This window comes from Pontibacter sp. HJ8 (genome assembly GCF_054824225.1).
The window spans coordinates 1-18,778 of the sequence record NZ_JSYF01000145.1; the positions used below are offsets into that span (position 1 = coordinate 1).

At 53.4% G+C, this 18,778-nt stretch carries 13 protein-coding genes; 7 read left to right on the forward strand and 6 right to left on the reverse strand.

Going from position 1 to position 18,778, the window contains the following annotated elements; genetic code table 11:
- Positions 1-156 precede the first annotated feature (156 nt).
- Positions 157-933 carry an amidohydrolase gene (locus OB13_RS07735; protein ID WP_461489583.1) on the forward strand — a complete coding sequence of 259 codons (777 nt, stop codon included), beginning with the start codon at positions 157-159 and terminating at the stop codon, positions 931-933.
- Here the strand turns inward: OB13_RS07735 and OB13_RS07740 are convergent.
- Both OB13_RS07740 and OB13_RS07745 read right to left on the reverse strand, forming a co-directional pair.
- Positions 920-1,303: a hypothetical protein gene (locus OB13_RS07740; protein WP_461489584.1), complete on the reverse strand. Its 384-nt coding sequence runs from the start codon at positions 1,301-1,303 to the stop codon at positions 920-922. The two genes, OB13_RS07735 and OB13_RS07740, sit on opposite strands and share 14 nt — an antisense overlap.
- The gene (locus OB13_RS07745; protein ID WP_461489585.1) at positions 1,303-3,528 is read right to left on the reverse strand and encodes a T9SS type A sorting domain-containing protein; all 2,226 of its coding nucleotides are present in this window, start codon (positions 3,526-3,528) and stop codon (positions 1,303-1,305) included. The genes OB13_RS07740 and OB13_RS07745 overlap by 1 nt, the downstream gene beginning before the upstream one ends.
- A 150-nt stretch (positions 3,529-3,678) precedes the next feature.
- Here OB13_RS07745 and OB13_RS07750 point away from each other — a divergent pair, with 150 nt between their 5' ends.
- Positions 3,679-4,965, forward strand: coding sequence for a UDP-N-acetylmuramoyl-tripeptide--D-alanyl-D-alanine ligase (locus OB13_RS07750; RefSeq protein ID WP_461489586.1), 1,287 nt, complete (start codon positions 3,679-3,681; stop codon positions 4,963-4,965).
- Positions 4,966-5,168: 203 nt separating this feature from the next.
- Here OB13_RS07750 and rfbC read toward each other — a convergent pair whose 3' ends face one another.
- Complete coding sequence (gene rfbC / locus OB13_RS07755) at positions 5,169-5,711, reverse strand: dTDP-4-dehydrorhamnose 3,5-epimerase (protein ID WP_461489587.1); 543 nt, start codon at positions 5,709-5,711, stop codon at positions 5,169-5,171.
- Positions 5,712-6,033: 322 nt separating this feature from the next.
- On the opposite strand from rfbC, the gene hflX reads away from it, so the two are divergent.
- From hflX to ppk1, 3 genes are all read left to right on the forward strand, one after another.
- Positions 6,034-7,239, forward strand: coding sequence for a GTPase HflX (gene hflX, locus OB13_RS07760; RefSeq protein WP_461489588.1), 1,206 nt, complete (start codon positions 6,034-6,036; stop codon positions 7,237-7,239).
- A gap of 210 nt (positions 7,240-7,449) precedes the next feature.
- Complete coding sequence (locus OB13_RS07765) at positions 7,450-7,944, forward strand: SixA phosphatase family protein (protein ID WP_461489589.1); 495 nt, start codon at positions 7,450-7,452, stop codon at positions 7,942-7,944.
- A 109-nt stretch (positions 7,945-8,053) separates the two neighbouring features.
- Complete coding sequence (ppk1, locus tag OB13_RS07770) at positions 8,054-10,156, forward strand: polyphosphate kinase 1 (RefSeq protein ID WP_461489590.1); 2,103 nt, start codon at positions 8,054-8,056, stop codon at positions 10,154-10,156.
- Positions 10,157-10,225: 69 nt separating this feature from the next.
- Here ppk1 and OB13_RS07775 read toward each other — a convergent pair whose 3' ends face one another.
- Complete coding sequence (locus tag OB13_RS07775) at positions 10,226-11,269, reverse strand: DUF6268 family outer membrane beta-barrel protein (protein ID WP_461489591.1); 1,044 nt, start codon at positions 11,267-11,269, stop codon at positions 10,226-10,228.
- Between the two features lie 83 nt (positions 11,270-11,352).
- Positions 11,353-15,054, reverse strand: coding sequence for a BamA/TamA family outer membrane protein (locus OB13_RS07780; protein ID WP_461489592.1), 3,702 nt, complete (start codon positions 15,052-15,054; stop codon positions 11,353-11,355).
- 535 nt (positions 15,055-15,589) lie between these two features.
- Here OB13_RS07780 and OB13_RS07785 point away from each other — a divergent pair.
- A complete protein-coding gene (locus OB13_RS07785) occupies positions 15,590-16,786 on the forward strand; it encodes a Pycsar system effector family protein (RefSeq protein WP_461489593.1) in 1,197 nt (398 codons plus the stop codon).
- A gap of 232 nt (positions 16,787-17,018) precedes the next feature.
- Here OB13_RS07785 and OB13_RS07790 read toward each other — a convergent pair whose 3' ends face one another.
- Entirely contained in the window at positions 17,019-18,317 is a 1,299-nt protein-coding gene (locus tag OB13_RS07790) for a hemolysin family protein (RefSeq protein ID WP_461489594.1), read from the reverse strand.
- Positions 18,318-18,363: 46 nt separating this feature from the next.
- On the opposite strand from OB13_RS07790, the gene OB13_RS07795 reads away from it, so the two are divergent.
- A complete protein-coding gene (locus OB13_RS07795) occupies positions 18,364-18,735 on the forward strand; it encodes a hypothetical protein (protein ID WP_461489595.1) in 372 nt (123 codons plus the stop codon).
- The last annotated feature ends 43 nt before the right edge of the window (positions 18,736-18,778 follow it).

Genomic DNA, 18,778 nt, shown 5'->3' on the forward strand with positions numbered 1-18,778 from the left:
AGGCCCGCCCGGCCAGGGCAAGCTATGAAATAAGTCAGGTTGAGGTATAGGTAAGCAGTTGTTACGCTAGCAAAAGCTTATCTGGCTTGCACCAGGACTCTTTGAGAATGACAAAAAAATAAGCGTAATTACCGTTGATATTTACCCGAAGTACCCATGCAAGACCTACACGTTACCATCATCCAAACTGCCCTGCACTGGCAGGACGCGGAAGCCAACCGAAAGATGTTTTCAGAAAAGCTGGCCGCCGCTCACCCAACCACGGACCTGATCGTGCTGCCCGAAATGTTCACGACCGGCTTCAGCATGGATGCCAGCCCCCTGGCCGAACCGGCAGAAGGCCCCACGCTGCATTGGATGCAGGAGGAAGCTTCCAAACATCACGCTGTTATAACAGGGAGTGTGATCATCCGGGAGGGAGACAGCTTTTACAACCGCCTCTACTGGGTGCGCCCCGATGGCTCCTATACCCAGTACGATAAGCGGCACCTTTTCCGGATGGCAAAGGAACACCATACCTATACCCCGGGCTCTGAAAGGATTCTAGTGGAACTAAAGGGCTGGAACATCTGCCCGCTGGTGTGCTACGACCTGCGCTTCCCGGTATGGAGCCGCAACACAGACAGCCGTTACGACCTGCTGCTGTATGTTGCTAACTGGCCCAAGCCCAGAAGCAACGCCTGGAGCATTTTGTTGCAGGCACGGGCGATCGAAAACCTGGCCTATGTGGCGGGGGTGAACCGTGTGGGTTCTGATGACAACAAACACCTATATTCGGGTGACTCCGCCATCATCCATCCCAAAGGACACAAACTGCTTGAGACGGCAGAGGCAGAAGGGGTGCATACCATCACGCTGAGCAAGCAGGAGCTGGTTGATTACCGGGAGAGTTTCCCAGCTCACTTGGACGCGGATACGTTTACGTTAGTGTAGCCTTTAGCAACACCTCTTTCAACTCCTCTTCGTCCGCCACCACCTGGTACCGGAGAGAAGGCCTCGCCTGCAGGATGCGCAGCAGGCGCGGCTGCTCGCCCAAGAGCAAGAGGAGGCGGTCAGGGTTCGGTTGCAGCAACTCTTCGAGCAGGGGCATGAGTCGGTTCAGATCGCCTGCACCTGCCTTCACACAAACCACTGTTTCGGCAGTCTCCTGCAACAGGCGCACAGCATACTGCTGCAGCATATCATCTGACTGCGTGTCCAGATCAAAGGTGGCTATACCCTGACGGTGCTGCCGAAGCCACGCCAGTATGGGCTGCTCAAAAACGGCCTCACCTGACAGGTCGATCAGCAGAAAGGCCTGCATTATTGTATCACCAATTTGGTGGTTTGTTGCTGCCCGGTGCGGGAAGTGGCGCGCAGCAGGTATACCCCGGCTTTCAGGTAGCCAAGAGACAGCTGGTGGTTCCGGTTAAAATCGGCTCCTGCATCCAGTACTTTCCGCCCGATCATATCGTAGAGCTCGACTGCAACCGGTTCAGCGGCACGCACCTGTACCGGTTGTTGCTGGCCGGCTACCGGGTTAGGGTATACCTGCAGTGCCAGGCCTCCCGGTTCTTCACCCGGAGCAGCAGCGTTTCCGGCTGTTTGCTCGAGCAGGTATAGCCCGCCGCCCTGGCTGCCAATGGTCAGGTATAGTTTATTGGGCCCGCCCAGTGCTGCCACGGCCAGGCTCAGCCCACGGCCCAGTTTGGTAGCATGTACCTTGCCCGTCAGCTCATTTTCCAGGAGCTCTGCAGCCGCTGTGAAATCCCCGTTGAGTTTGTCTAAAAAATCAGGGTATACCTGCAGCTGGCCACTGTCATCCACGGTAAGCAGATCGGGTTTGCCATTCCCATCCAGATCCTCCACGGCAGGGTATAAATTGCGCCGCAAAAAGTCAAAGCCTATACCACCCAACTCCTGCTTCTCCAGCACAAAAGTATTGTTGCCGGTGTTGCGGTAGTAGTCCAGGGCGCCGCTGGCTTTGCCGACCAGCATGTCCAGGTAGCCATCGCCGCTCACATCAAACAGGGAGGGCGCATCGCCATCGGCCAGGTTGAGAAGCACTTGCAGGTTCGCTTTATCGAAGGTATAGGCTTGCCCGGCAGCGGCGGTGTTGCGCACATAGCTCACGCGGTTGGTGCCCGCTTGCTCCAGCTTGTAGGTCAGTACCAGATCAGGCATACCGTCCCGGTTGATATCGGCAAAAGCGGGTTTGAGCGCTTGCATACCTTGAAAGGAAAGGTTCAGGTAGTCATCCGTCACTAGAAAATAGGCAGGCTCTGTGTTGGTACCCACATTGCGATAGTAGCTAAGCGTAGCCTCGTAGCGTCCATCGCCGCGGCTGGAGCGGTTGTTGCCCACCAGCAGGTCGAGTTTCCCGTCACCATTCAGATCAGCAAAAGCCGGGTAAGCGCCCTCGCCCAGGTCGATCATCTGTTGCTGCAGAAAGTCATCCTGCACAAATTCAAAATCGGGCTGATTGGTTGTGCCGGTATTGCGGTAAAGCCAGACAGACTGTTGCAGTTCCAGGTCGCCTTCGTTTTCGTTGCTGTTCGGGGCCACCAGCAGATCAGGTATACCATCAAATGTAACGTCTTCGGAATACGCCGCCGGGAAAAGCCTGAAACTGGCAGCTTTTGTACCCAGCGGGAAAGCAGGTTCAAAACTCTCCATGCGGGCAACCGCCGTTGAACCTACATTTTCCATCATCACCAGATCTTCGCAGGCGACACTGCCCATCAGCAACTCTTTATCGCCATCGCCATCCAGGTCAAGGGTCAGCAGCGCAGAGCCATCATGGCCTGAGTGCAGCGGGCCTGCCATACGGCATTGTATCCCGAAGCCAAAGTTGTTACAGCCGTGGCACTCGGTTATCTGCCCCCACCAGTCCGAGCCAAGGGCAAAGTTAAGCGTGCCGCAGGGCTGTCCTTCTTCTACCCGCATGTTCTGGTAGTACTCCAGGTGATACCCTCCCGAAAACTCCGATATCAGAATGTCCAGATCGCCGTCCCCATCCATGTCCACGATAGCAGGGATGTCGGCGTTGTTCATCTGCATATTGATCTTATTATTGCTGTTACGGCTCCTGTAAAAGAGAGCGTCCTCGGCCAGTACAAACTTAGGAAACGCATCGTTTGTTGCTTCCTGCCGGTATACCTGTATACCCAGCGCAGTGCTGGTGAAGATGTCTTTCAGGCCGTCGCAGTTGTAGTCGCGCAGCAGCACCCAGTGTTCCAGTTCTTCCGGAAACATCGCCTCGTACGCCGGCGCATATTGATACTGCCACTGCCCCTCTCGCTGCACCGCCAGGTAGGTAAAAACCTTGCGCAGCAGGCGGTCAAAGATGAACATATCTTCGCGCCCATCCTTGTTCAGATCGATGGTGGAGAACTGAGGGGTGTTGAGACCGCCGCTCCAGGGGTTGAGAAATGGCCGGGTGGGGGTCACCACCGACACATCGGTGAGTTGCCGGAAGCGCAGTGGTTCCTGCGCCCAGGCTACAGGTATAGCTGTCAGCAGAAGAAGTATGGAGATGACGTATCGCATAGGTGAAGCTGACTGCACTGTTTAAAAGCTATACCGGGCAGGCAACGGACTGTTGCTTTTGCCGTTTTGGGTGTATATTGCTGCTGCGGAAAAGCGCCCGGTTAGAGCAGGGACCGCCGTAGCCAATAATCAACTAAAAATACGCATTTCATGCCGAACAGCATCGACTTTCTATACCAAAAATACCTGGAGTGCCGCCACGTTAGCACTGACTCCCGCGCTACCCAGGACCAGAGTATGTTCTTCGCCCTGAACGGGCCGAACTTCAAGGGTGCAAAATTTGCCGGGCCGGCATTGGAAAAGGGAGCAAAATATGCGGTGGTAGACGATCCAGCCCTGGCAGCGGATAACGTAATCGTAGTGGAAGATACACTGCAGGCGCTGCAGGACCTGGCCCGCCACCACCGCCGGCAGCTGAGCATACCTGTGATCGGCATCACGGGCAGCAACGGCAAGACGACAACCAAAGAGTTAATCTATGCCGTGCTGAGCCAGAAGTTCAACACGCTCTATACCCAGGGCAACCTCAACAACCACATCGGAGTGCCGCTTACCTTGTTGCGCCTTAAGCCCGAGCACGACATGGCCATCATCGAGATGGGCGCCAACCACATCGGCGAAATCGCTTTGCTCAGCAGCATTGCCATGCCTACGCACGGGATGATCACCAACATCGGCAAGGCACACCTGGAAGGGTTTGGCAGTCTGGAGGGCGTAGCCCGTGGTAAGAGTGAGCTGTATGTGCATTTGCTGGAGCATGGCGGCACCGTATTCGTCAATACCGGCAACGAGCACCTGATGCGCATGAGCCGCCGCATCGAAAACAAAATCTCCTACCCTGCCCCAAGCGACTATTACTACAGCGAACTGCTGGAAGCCTCGCCATACGTGGTGTATAAGGACGAGGAAGGGCATGTGGTGCATACGCAACTGGTGGGCAGTTACAACTACGAGAACATGGCCGCTGCCGCGTGTATCGGTAAGTTCTTTGGGGTGCCACTACACCAGGCCAATGAAGCCATCGCCGATTACAGCCCGGTGAACAACCGCTCGCAGGTGATGAAAAAAGGCAGCAACACCCTCATCCTCGACGCCTACAACGCCAACCCAACTTCGATGGCCGCGGCTATCCGTAACTTTGGGGGCATGAACGCGGATCGCAAGGTGGTCATCGTAGGCGACATGCTGGAGATGGGCACTGAGAGCGCCACTGAGCACAAAGGCATTGGCGAGATCATAGCTGAGCAGAATTTCGACACGGTGCTGCTCTGCGGGCCGGAGATGAAACACGCCTCGGAAGCCGACAGCCGCTTCCTATACTTTGCTACTAAGCCGGAGCTGCAACATTGGTTACAGCAGCACCCTATATCGGAAAGCTATGTGCTGGTAAAAGGCTCGAGGGGTATGGGACTGGAGACGCTGGTGGAGGTGTTGTAAATATGGAAGTTTGGAGATGGGAGAATGTGAAGATGAAGGAAATGTGCTGATTTATTGATGCACAGAAGTAGTAGGCTGCTCTGGCCGCCCTCTACCTATACCTAATAAAACAGCTATGCTACAGTATAGAAAACCGTGGGCATAGCTGTTTTATATCCTAATAAGAAGTCTAAAGTCTTGTGTCTAATATCTGACGTCTCAATCTAAAACGGCGAATCAAACTCCTGCAGCAGCGGCAGCACCTCGTCCTTCGGCGATACCAGCGGCTCGGCTGTACCCCAGTCTATACCTAAAGCCGGGTCGTTCCACAGGATGCCTCCTTCTGAAGCCTGGTGGTAAAAGTTAGTGCATTTATACAGGAAGGTGGTATTCTCTTCCAGCGCCATAAAGCCATGGGCAAAACCTTCGGGTATATAAAACAGATTGTTCTGCTCCGCGTCCAGTACGCAGCTTACATGTTGTCCATAAGAGGGAGAGTCTTTGCGCAGATCTACAGCCACATCCAGGGCTCTTCCGGATGTCACCCGCACAAGCTTGCCCTGCGCATAAGGTGGTTTCTGGAAATGTAATCCCCGCAGCACCCCTTTTTTTGAAACAGACTGGTTGTCCTGCACAAAGGCTGGTTTTATGCCAAAGGGCTCAAACATCTTGTCGCTGTAGGTTTCCATGAACCAGCCCCGGTCATCGCGGAACACACGCGGTATAAATTCAATCAGGCCTTCTATGTGATAGGTCTTATATTCCATTTAAATTTCTATGGTATGTTATCGTCTTAATTTCATGGCTTTTTCAGTGCGGTCTGTCTGTAACACCGGAAATGCACCGGCAGCAGATGAGTCCCTCTGTCCTGTAAAGGCGGTAAGTTAGCCATTTTCACTATTCATCTGAAATTTTTCGGCTAACTTGCATCCGGGCCTTTACATCCTGGCAGCCATATCAAACGCTATTCAACCAATCAGTGGACCGTATACGTAATACTATGCGCCACCTGCCAGGACGACAACGGTAAGGGGCCGGGGGCCGGGCGAGACCCGGGCCACCTATACCATGACGCTTAACAACTAATTGATGGGTAAGAAACAGTATTATGAAACCGCCAAGCCACAGGAAACGGCTGTGCTGATAGCGGTGCCTGGTTATAAACAAACCGACGAACAAACCAACGAGTACCTCGACGAACTTGCATTCCTGACCGAAACAGCAGGCGCCATCACCATGAAGCGCTTTGTGCAGAAGCTCGACAAGCCGGATATGCGCACCTTTGTGGGCAGCGGAAAGCTCGATGAGATAAAGGCGTATGTGACGGAACACGACATCGATATGGTGATCTTTGATGATGACCTGAGCCCTTCGCAGGTGCGCAACATTGAGCGTGAGCTGCAGGTAAAGATCGTGGACCGCAGCTTGCTCATCCTGGATATCTTTGCGCTCCGGGCCAAATCGGCCCAGGCGCACGCCCAGGTAGAGATGGCCCAGTACCAGTACCTGCTGCCCCGCCTGACCAACCTCTGGACCCACCTTTCCAAACAAAAAGGTGGTATCGGGATGAAAGGTCCGGGTGAAACCGAGATCGAGACGGACCGTCGTATCGTGCGCGACAAGATCTCCCTGCTGCGCGACCGCCTCGAAAAGTTTGAAAAGCAGAACTTCGAGCAGCGCAAGTCCCGGGCAGGTATGGTGCGCGTGGCGCTGGTAGGGTATACCAACGTGGGCAAGTCTACGCTCATGAACCTGCTGTCCAAATCGGATGTATTTGCGGAGAACAAATTGTTTGCCACCGTGGATGCCACCGTGCGTAAGGTCGTGCTGGACAGTATCCCTTTCCTGCTATCCGACACCGTTGGGTTTATACGCAAGTTACCTACCAAGCTGATAGAGGCCTTTAAGTCTACTTTGGATGAGATACGCGAGGCAGACCTGCTGGTGCACGTGGTAGACGTGTCGCACCCTTCCTTTGAAGATCATATCGCTGTTGTGAACAACACCCTGCTCGACATCAAATCGGCCGACAAGCCGGTGCTGCTCGTGTTCAACAAGATAGACCAGTACCTGGAGCAGCGGGAACAGGAGCTAAGAGAAGAGGAAGAAGGTGGAGAAGAAACACACCAAGCCCGGCCTTCGATCGAAGATCTGAAAGCGACCTACATGGCCAAGATGCATGCACCTGCCCTGTTTATTTCTGCTACCAACCGGATCAACATCGATGAGCTGCGGGAGGAGCTGCAGCGGCGCGTTGCCGAGCTCCATTTCGAGCGCTATCCGAATAATGTATAGAAAGTCTGATGCTCTCTGAAAGGGGAACTGCTTCTCAGAGCAGTTCCCCTTTTGTTTTAACAGGAGCCGCGACAGTTCCTCCTACTGCTATAATATACCTTCGGGGCCTATGCACGCACTTCACACAACTATTTTAGTACGCTTTCAGTAAACATCAACCATAGCGGCAGCACTATGTACAGCCGCTATCTCCCTTCTGAAAGAAATCATATGAAAACCTTATATATACTGCGACACGCGAAATCAAGCTGGAAGTTTGAGGAGCTGAGCGACCACGACAGGCCCTTGAACAAACGCGGCCGCACCGATGCCCCCCTCATAGGCCAGGAACTGGCTGCCAATAATGTAAAACCGGAGCTCATCCTCTCGAGCCCGGCTGTCAGGGCGTTGACCACCGCCACGCTGGTGGGGCGGGAGCTGGGCTATGATGCGGATGATATCGTGGTCGATGAGCGCATATACGGCGCCAGTGCCGACGAGCTATTGGATATAACCCGCGAAGTCCCTGCCGAAATCGACAGTATGATGATCGTGGGGCATAACGAATCCATCTCGGAGTTTGCCAACCTGCTTTCGCCCAAGCACATTACCAGTATGCCTACTGCCGGTGTGGTGGCCCTGCGCTTCGACTGTGAGAGCTGGTACGACATCCGGAAAGATAATGCCGAGACACTGTTCATCGAAACACCTCAAGATCACAAGTAACCTACTGCCCGCTCTACAGCGGCGCTATTCACCTGACCTGGCAAACGGTTAGGCAAAGAGGCAAGCCTATTATCTCCTAACCGCCCGTGCGCCAGGCGAACCTATAAAAATGGATATCGAAAAAGAAAATAACAAAGCAACGGAAGTTCCTCTGATCAACCGCGAACTGAGCTGGCTGGCATTCAACTACCGGGTATTGCAGGAAGCGAAGGATAAACGTGTTCCGCTGCTGGAGCGCATCAAGTTCATGGCCATCTTCTCGTCTAACCTGGATGAGTATTTCAAAGTGCGGGTAGCCACACTCAAGCGCCTGATCAAGCTTAAAAAGAAGACCAGGGAAAAACTGGACGAAGACCCTTCCGATACATTCGGGCAGGTCATGCAGGAAGTGCGGCGGCAGCAGGAGGAGTTTGGCCTGGTGTTCCGGGAAGGTATACTGGAAGATCTCCGGAAAAACAACATCAACCTGCTCACGGAGGAAGAACTCAACCCGGATCAGCAGAAGTTCGTGCGCGAATATTTTGCCGAACACCTCCAGTCCCTGATCCTTCCGCTGCTGCTGGATGAGACAGAAACCCACTTCTTCCTGAAAGACCAGACGGTATACCTGGGCGTGCGCCTGTACGGGCCAAAGGAAAAGGACCTCAAACCGGAGCGTTTTTCCATGCTGGAGATTCCTACCAAAAAGCACGGGGGCCGCTTTGTCAAACTCCCGACGGTGGGCGAGCAGCGCTATGTCATGTTTATAGACGATGTGATCCGTTTCTGCCTGCCGGAGCTGTTCCCCCTGTATAGCCAGTTTGAGGCGCATGCCGTGAAAGTATCGCGGGATGCAGAGCTGGACATCGAGGAGGATGTATCGGGCAACCTGATGGCCAAGATCAAGAAAAGCGTACAGAAACGCGAGATAGGCTACCCTGCCCGCCTGCTGTATGACCCGACCACGCCAAAGTCATTGCTGGAAGCCATCATGGCCCACACAGGTATAGGAGAAGAAGAACTGGTGGAGGGCAGCAAATACCACAACTTCCGCGACTTCTTTGGCTTCCCGGACTTCGATCTGCCGGACCTCAAGTACAGCCCGCAGCCTACGCTGGTGCATCCGCTGCTCGAGCAGGAAAAAAGCCTGATCGACGCCATGAAAAAACAGGACTACCTGGTGCATTACCCTTACCAGTCGTTTGACTACGTGCTGCGCCTCTTCAATGAAGCCGCACGGGACCCGAAGGTAACTGCAATCAGTGCCACGCTATACCGCGTAGCCGAAGATTCAGAGATTGCCAAAGCACTGGTAAAAGCCGCTAAGAACGGAAAACTGGTGACCGTGGTGGTGGAGTTAAAAGCCCGGTTTGACGAGGAATCCAACATCTTCTGGGCAGGGAAGCTGCAAAAAGCAGGAGCCAACGTCATATTGGGGACACCGGATCTGAAAGTGCACTCCAAGCTGGGGCTTATCACGCGCAACGAAGAGGGCAAGCTGATGAACTACGCTTACCTGAGCACAGGCAACTACAACGAAGACACCTCCAGGATCTACTGCGACCACGCGCTGATGACCTCCAACCCGAGTATTACCCGGGATGTGGAGCAGGTGTTCAACTTTTTTATGGACGGGCAGCCGGACAAGCAATTCAAAAAGCTGCTGATGGCGCCCATCAACATGCGGGACCGTTTTGTGGAGCTGATCGACCGGGAGATTAAACATGCCAGGCAGGGCAAACCAGCGTCCATGATCCTCAAAATGAATGCCCTGCAGGATGAGCGCATGATCCGGAAGCTATACGATGCCAGCCAGGCAGGCGTAAAAATACAATTGCTCGTGCGCGGTATCTGTTGCCTGACACCAGGTATAGAGGGAATCAGTGAGAACATTACCCTGCGGAGTATAGTAGACCGCTACCTGGAACATGCACGGGTATACATCTTTCACAACGACGGGGATGAGCAGTATTACATCGCCTCCGCAGACTGGATGACCCGTAACCTGAACCGGCGGGTGGAGGTTGCCTTCCCGCTGCTGCAGCAGGACCTGGTAGAGCAGGTACGCACCATCATTGACCTGCAGCTGGCAGACAACACCAAAGCCCGTGACATCCACAACGACTACTGTGCGCAGACTACACAAAACCAGGTACGCTCACAATATGCTACGTACGACTACCTGCGCCAGCTTATACCTGCCGGCATGAATCCGGAAAGAAAGTCAGCATAAGCATTTGATTACAGCACAAAAAAGCCCGGGCAGCAGGTATAGCTGCCCGGGCTTTTTTATGCTATTTGCTTACTTGTTTTTCCTTCCTTCCGTAAATCTGCGCGGCGGCACGGCAAATATTTCTACGCCGATGTAGCCAGCTCCGGCCAGATCATTTTTGATGATATAATCCCTCGAACCGACATCATCAAACACCCTGTGCCGGTAATACTGCCGGAAGCCGCCTTCCACAGCAAACCACAGAAAGTCATAGATCTCCTGCTCCAGCCGCACGAGCCCTTTGAAGTCGGTACGACGCAGCTCGATGTCGTTGAACTTGGAGAGCGGCGGGTTGCTGGCAAGCAGGTTGTAGCTGGCGCCTTCTATCCTATACCCGGTGTAGAGCAGCGTCTTTTCGGACACGTTGAGGCGAAGCCGCGCATTGGCCGGGAAGATAGACTCCACTCCCCACTTGTCGTTGAAGGTGCGGTTGTAGAGGATGCCCGGGTAGACGCGCTGCCGCCCGAAGGTATAGCCCAGCTGAAATCCGATTCCCCAGGCAAAGTCAGGGCTCCGCTTCCAGCCATAGGCTACATCGATGGTCGTCTTGAGGTAGTCGGATATGTTGATGTTGTCCCGTGTATAGTCGCCGTTGAGCTCGGCTTTGGCCCGCACCAGGTAAAAGTTCACCTCGTTGGGGGAGTGCAGGAAGGCCAGTTGCAGCCCCACGCTCTTCAGGTTCTTGTCTTCCAGACTGTTGTAGAGGCTGTAGGTGGCCGGCGTCACGTTCTCGAAGTTGAACTCTTCGAAGCTATGGTCTATCCCCAGGATCAGTTTGGTTTGGGGTTTGTTCATAATGGGTGCCAGTGCCCGAACCGAAAACTTGTTGTGACGCCTTACGCGGGCGCTGCCATTTCCTATTTCAGGATCGTCCGATTTTGAATCGATATCGAACTGGGGCAGGCGTTCGTATTCGACCACGATGCCCCGGGGTTTTCCCATGCCCCGTACACCCGGGCTGGCATATTCTATCTTCTGTACGTCAGATAATGCTTCAGTTGTTTGCTGGGCCGCAGCCTGCTGCACCCAGCAAAGCATCGGCAGTAAGAGGAGTTTTGGTGATAGTAATTTCATAGTTTACAGAGCATGGTTCGTCATTATAAAAAATAAAAGTGCCACTTCCTGCGGCACTTTCACCTATACGGTGGAGTACTTCTTTAGAATAAAAAACCGAAATTTAATGCCCAGAGCCTGTCTACATCTCCTTTAGCGTATGTTAGCGAGATCAGGTTCTTGTTCATAATATCGGCCCAGATGCCACCCCCTACGCCGGTATGCATGTGGCGGAAGAAGCCTTGATTATCATCCCCGTCGTTGTACACCCGCCCGGCGTCATAGAGTCCCAGTATACCCAGCTTACCGGGTGTCAGGAACAGGTGGAAGTCAAACAACTGCACGCGCGCTTCAGCATTGGCAAATATGTAGCTGCGCCCTGCAAACCGGGTACGCCTGTACCCCCGCAGGTTCTCGGTGCCTCCCAGTGTATTGGCCTGGTAAAAGCGGAAATCGCCGAAGTTATGCGCGGCTCCAAGACGGCCCGCCCAGGTAAGCTGTATCGGAAAATTAGGCGTGAGGTAAAAACTGAATTCCGAGCTGATGTTGGTATAATGTAGCTTTTCGCCGTCGACCTGCCGGTTGTAGCTGATGCTGCTGTGGGAGCGCATGCCGATACGCGGATTTTTGGGGTTGCCCTCGCCCAATACATCCAGGTTCATGAATCCCATGAGGCCCACATAGTGCTGCGACTCAAATTCGCCCGCTGCCACATCATAGGTACCGGGCTCCAGGCGGCCATTGATCGCCTCGTTTTCCAGGAACGTTTCGGTATCGGAAGTAACTACTTTGAACCGGTCATACGTCGGCCCAACGCCGATCTTGAAGAAAGGTGCCAGGTCGTTGTTGAGGGTGGTGGCGATACTCAGCCGTTTAAAGCGCACGCGGTAATACGAGTCGTCAAAGCTGTCCTGCTGCCTGGAGTCATTGCCATAGCCATAGAAGTTGCGCTGATACTGAGGCCCCTGCATGGCTCCGTGCAGCCCCAGGTTCCATTTACCGATCACCTGCCGGATGTCGCCATTGTAGCGCACATTAAAGGAGTTGGTGTAAAAGGCATAATTGGCTTCAAGCAAGTGTTCGGCCGCATAGGGGTTTTTGCGGAATTTGTGCGTACGCGCCAGCACACCGCCTCCTATAAACAGGCCATCGTCCACGTTGTACTCCAGCGACAGCCGGGGTCCCCAATAGGGCAGCTTGTAGTTGGCGCGGTCATAAAAGTTGACATCCGGTGATATATCCGTTTTGTCCTTTGTTTCGGGGCCAAAAGTGAACGTATTGCCTTCTTTGGTATCGTACACGATTGTATGTTTTTTCAAACCAGCTACGCTGGATTTATCGGTGATCACGTCCTCGTCGTTGCCCCCGATGATGCGTACCACGATGCCATCCTTTACATCCCCGGTCACCTCAAATTTGTCTTTCCCGTGCATACCGTACAGGCGCAGCTCTTTGGTTTCGTCGGTGAAGAATGTACGGCTATACAGTGTATCGCGCAGCTCGCCTTCTTTGTTGATCTTGTAGACGGCCAGATGCGTCTCTTTATCATTGAGCCGGTTGACCACAAACTGCTCGTGCTTGTCGCTGCCCGCCACGTCTACCATTTTGGAGATGTGCTCATAGTAGGCGTTTGCCGCTTGTGGCAGCTTATCGCGCCGGGACCTCAGCCTGGATTTGATTTCCTCCCCGGATATGGCCTGCACGTTTTCCGGCCATTGGCCGATGGCTTCGTCTATCACTTCGTCGGTGATGCTCGCCTTGATCTCCTCTGCCATTTGCAGCCACTCCTGGCGGGTAACCCTGGAAGTGAAGGTGCGGTCAATGGTCAGGGCGCTTAGGTTGAGGCCCACAATATCCCGGTAGTCGTAATCGAAGTTCTGTACGTTGCGCAGGCCCCACTTGCGGGTTGCCAGCCAGGGCAGCAGACCATCTGCCTTGAAAAAAACCTGGTCACGGTCTTCGGGTACGGGCAGGTATACCTTGCCGCTGTCTGTCTTTTCTTCCTTCCAGCGCCATTGTCCCTCGTGGCGGTCCCAGTCGCCTACCAGCATATCAAAAAGACGGGCACGGACATAGGCCTTCTGGTCGACTTTGTTGTCGTTGTCCTGTTGCAGCTCGCGCAGAACCTTGTCTGTTCCGACCAGGTTCTCGGCAAAGCCCAGGCTGGCTACCTCTTCGTGGTTTTCATCGGCATCTTCTTCCAGGAAGGCCAGCGTGTTGCTGAATTCATCTCTGTACTGCCGCAGATAAGGTGTCTGCGGGATGTACACGAGCTTCGGATTGGTATGGAAGATGCCAGCGGCATCCGCCAGCCGGGGTATAGCCAGCGCACCATACGGATGCTGGGCCGATACCTGATCTTGCAGCAGTGCCTGGGCAGCCGTCTCGCGCAGGTATTCGGGCAGGGCCATCGTGGGGTCTTTGTCTACGGTGCGCAGGGTGTACTCACGGGCATCCGGGTTCCGGATCTTCAAAGAAGCCGTCTGCTTGCCCCCTCCTTTCTGGTAAGGTGTCAGGCCGCCCAATTCGTTTTTCATGTCCAGCAGCGGCACTTCTACGGGGGCTGCCCACTCCTGCCGGTAGTGTTCCCCCAGCAGTTTGCGGTGCAGTCCTTTTTTGGCCAGGTAATTATCGTTGGCGGCCACTGTTATCGTGCTATCGGCGTAATTGGTGTTATCTACGACAGCTTCCCGTTTCCGGCGCGGCTCTTTGTCATAAAGCGGTGTCCGGAATGTCATTTTGCCTTCAGAGCCATCCCCTTCGGGCACCCAGTATTCTACCCATGCCTCGCCGTTTTCATAATACATCAGCTTGGCAAAGCCTTTTATCTCCTGGGTATACATGGCGTTGCCACCCGGTCTTACGTGCTGGATCTTGCAGCCCGAGCCACTTACGATGTGCGATAGTTTGTTGTGCTTGAAGTGCTGGAGGGAGTGCTCATGCCCGGCAGCGTAGACAATGTTGTCATACTTATCAAAAATATTGAGCAGCCCTTCTATGTATGCCTGGTAACGCGGGTGGGGTATATCCTGCAGAATGCCGCCATACTTGCGGGCAAACGGGTAAATAGAGCCCAGGACAGGCAAGGGCAGGTACATCCAGTTGCGGAGCATGGTAAGGGGAAAGATGTGATCTGTCAGGGTGAAGAAACCGCCGTGGTTTCCCCGCGTGAAGAGCGGGTGATGCGCCACGACCAGGATGTTGGTTCCCTGGTGTTTTTCGATGATGTCTTCCAGCTTTACCAGAAAATCGACCTCCGTGGAGGCCCAGCAGTTGCTGCCTGTGCCGTAAGGTCTGTCGAAGGGGTGCAGCCACCACTCCGAGTCAATGGCAATGAGCACCAGGTCATCGCTGATCTTCACTTCATAGGGGCCCGGGCAGCCATCGCCGGGCACGTAGAAGTCGCCTCCTACCACGATGCCCTCTTCGGTCAGGTAGTCGTTGACATAGTTCTGCTCCCGCACCACGAACTCAATGCCGCCACGGCCACTGTGGTTCCAGTCATGGTTGCCGGGGATCATATACTTTTCGCCGGGGTAGCCTTTCAGGACATCCAGCTGCTCATTGAGCCGCTTCTCGGATACTTCCCGGTCATACCTGCCCGGTTCGGGTAAGCCATTGTGGTATACATTGTCTCCCAGGAAAATGGTGGCACTCTGCGCACCGGCTTCCTGCATCTGTTTCTTCATCAGCTTGAGGGAAGGCTCCTGCTTGTCGAGGCTGGGAGCCCCGACGTCCCCTATCAGGAATACGGTATAGTCGAGCTTGTTCTCCGGCTTCGGCTTTTTCTCCTTCCAATCTAACACTGATTGGCTGTAGTAGGGTTTGTAAGTAGAGCAGGCTTGTAATAACAGCAGGCATATAACTACTGCCAAAGGGCGAAATATAGATGACATCAGATTATTTCTGTTTCTCATACGTTTGGTGAACTGGTCGTCCTGCAGGGGAAGCGACAGGCATTTGCTGCGCATGTGCATACCCTGTGCATGTGTATATTCCCGACCTGGGCTGCGGCAATCGTAATGTATACTGCATAGTAGTTCTGTAGCTGCTCATCCACATTCCCCGCTATACCTGGAGGAAGCGCCACGGGAGCGGCTGGACTGAGATTCATAAACGTACGGAAGGGCCAATTAGTTATTGTGGCTCCTCTATATAGAAAAAGCAATAAAGCAGCCCTGCTGCCAACTGGCCCGCAGGTATAGCACACTCTATTTGCCGGCCGTTTCAACAAAAAGCTGTTTTCACCGTAACGCCAAATTGAAATCAGCACCACCTTCAACAGCCACTCGCTGTCTTTGCACAGGTTGCAGAGTCCCCGGGTAGAGTGGCAGAACCATTATGGAAGATCAGAATATTATCAAACAGGCAAGCGAGTATGTATTCAGGCTTTTTAAGGAGCAACTCTCCAAGAAGCTTGTCTATCATAATTATAAACACACCTTTGAAACAGCTGGGGAGGCCCGCAAACTGGGCGAGTTGCACAAGCTGAGCCCGGATGATCTGCAGGACCTGGAGCTGGCGGCCTGGTTTCACGATACCGGCTATGTGACAACCTACGAAGGGCACGAAAAAGAAAGTGTGCAATTTGCCACCGCCTGGCTGCAGCAGCAGCAGTACCCGCAGGAACGTATTGACCTCATCGCCGACTATATCATGGCCACCCAACATGGCACTGCGCCTACGGGCTTGCTGCAGGAGATAATCGTAGACGCTGATATGTCTAATATTGGCAAGGAATCCTTTTTCTCGACGGCCGAACTTCTGCGGGTAGAGTGGGAGATCTTTCAGGATAAGTTTTTTTCGGATCAGGAGTGGGCCCAGTTCCAGATGGACTTCCTGCTTTCTACCAGCTTCTACACCGACCAGGCCCAGCGCCGGTTTGCCGAGCAGCTCGGGCTCAACATACAGGAGCAGCGCAACCGGCTGCAAAAGGAGTCTAAGAAAATAAAAAAGGAGGAGAAACAATACCACGAGACACTGGCACAGCCAAAGCGGGGTATAGAAACGATGTTTCGCAATACCTACCGCACCCACCTCAACCTGAGCGCCATCGCCGACAACAAGGCCAACATGATGATCAGCCTCAACGCCATTATCCTTTCGGTGATCATCACCTACCTGAGCGCGAAGACCTCCATTACGGGCGCCGAGTTTGCGCAGCACCGCGCCCTGCTCATTCCGGTTGGCACGCTGTTGCTGACCACACTGGGCTCTGTTATTTTCGCGATCATTTCGGCTCAGCCGGAGGTCACCAGCTTTGCGCTTAACAAGAATCCGAGCAAGATCAACAGCCGCAAGGTGAACCTGCTCTTTTTCGGCAACTTTACCAATATCCCACTCGAGGATTTTCAGCAGGGCATGCATGAGATCATGCGTGACAAAAAGTCTTTGTACAACAACATGATCACGGACATCTATTACCTGGGTGAGGTGCTGAGCCGCAAGTACAAGATCCTGCGCATCTCCTATACCATCTTTATGGTGGGGCTGGTGCTCACGGTAATTGCCTTCGGGTTTTCGATTGCCTATTTCTAGGCGCCTCAGCGTCCTGTTGGTTCAGGTCAGAGCCGGCGCGTTTAGCTTGTCCTTAATCCAGGCAAGCTGTTATCAGAAAAGTCGCCTTACAGCATAAACAGAAGAGGTGCTGCCTTACCCGGCAGCACCTCTTCTGTTTGTAGGGGAAAAGAATTGAATGGAACGTGGCAAGTCTCTGCTATACCTGCTAAGGGCCATTGCTATACCTGTGCTATACCTGTCCGCTTATGGTTTATTTTGGCACTGCCGTGACATCGGTCTGTTTCAGGATCACCTTGTCCACCCGGAAGCCGTCCATGTCCACGATCTCCAGCTCATGCTTGTGGAGCTGAAGCTTATCACCCGAAACAGGGAGCCTTCCTAAGGTATAGGAGATGAAGCCGGCCAGCGTAGAGTAGTTATCAGAGTCCCGCAGGATTATCTCCTGCTTCAGTTCCCTGTTCAGTTCATGCACCTCGATCGAACCGCTGACCAACAGGCTGCCATCCTCTCTGCGAATGATTTCCGGCTCTTCCACCTCGTCAATGTCCGGCATGTCGCCTACGATGGCTTCGAGTATGTCGTGCACGGTGATGATTCCCTCCGTCGTTCCGTACTCATCTACCACGATGCCGATGTACTGCTTTTCTTTCTTGAAAGTATTGAGCACGGAGCTTGCCAGCATCGTTTCAGGGATGAAGATGGCCGGCTGACACATATTCCGGAGCGGCTCTTCCCGGTTGCCCGCCAGGTACTCATAGAACCGCTTGGCCGTCAGGATACCGATCACATTGTCGAAGGCCCCTTCGGTGACAGGGAACTTGGAATGGGCACTCTGCTCGATCGTCTCCTTTATACTATCAATGGGCTGGTTGATCTCAATGAACTCCACCTCTTTTCGGTGCGTTCGCAGGTTCTTGGCCCGCTGCCCGGAGTAAGTGAAAATATTCTGGTGCAGCTGGATTTCATGTTTTGCCAGGGTACCCTGTTTGCCGGCCGTTTTGATGATCTGCCTCAGTTCTTCCTCCGACATCTTCTCCTCCGAAGGCTCTTTTATGCCCAGTACCTTGATGACCAGGTTGGTGGAACCAGACAGCAGCTTGACCAGGGGCATGGTGGCTTTGGTAAATACTTTGATGACAGGCGCAACAGCGATGGCAATGTTGTCGGCATTGCCCAGAGCCACTGTCTTGGGAATCAGCTCTCCTATAACGATAGAGAAATAGGTGATAATCCCCACCACCAGCACGATAGAAAGGGTATCGGCATAAGGCACCAGAAAAGGAATGCCGACCAGCAACGCCTCCACATCGCCCGACAGGGCAGCCCCACCGTAGGCACCGGATATGATCGCGATCAGGGTAATTCCGACCTGTATAGCAGAAAGGAAGTTTTCAGGTGATTCGAGCAGGGTTAATACGGTCTGCGCTCCTTTGTTGCCCTGATTGGCCTTCTGCGCAACCCGGTTCTTATTGACGGAGATAATGGACAATTCGGAAAGAGCAAAGAACCCGTTGAGCAGGGTAAGTAATATCAGGATGATGATTTCCATGCATTCAAATTAGGTGCAACAGCAATAACAGAACTCTATACCTGGATTGCAGCCAAAAGGATTATGCAAGCAAAGGTATAACCAATATACGAACGGCACGCGTTTTATAAAAAAAACAGACGCAGGCCGCCTTTTCTGTTGTCGCCTGAAAGTTATTGAAATCAAGCGTTTCCTCCTACATCCGTATAGCGTATTTGAGGAGCAGAACAAGCATCTGATTTTCAACGAACGGAACCTGTACCTGGTGGGCATCGTCTTCCTGATGTTGCGTATAGCGACCGCATCTGACGCGAACTTTACCCGTCCTGCCGCCTTGTTTGATGTCGCCAATGTCTTATATTTGTGCCAGAAGGCTGAAATCCTGCCGTTCATCGATGATCGACGCTACAGAACATACCTGATCGTGTACCGGTTTTAACACGTTGAAGTAAAAACAGTTGATAGAATCTGCTCATACCTTG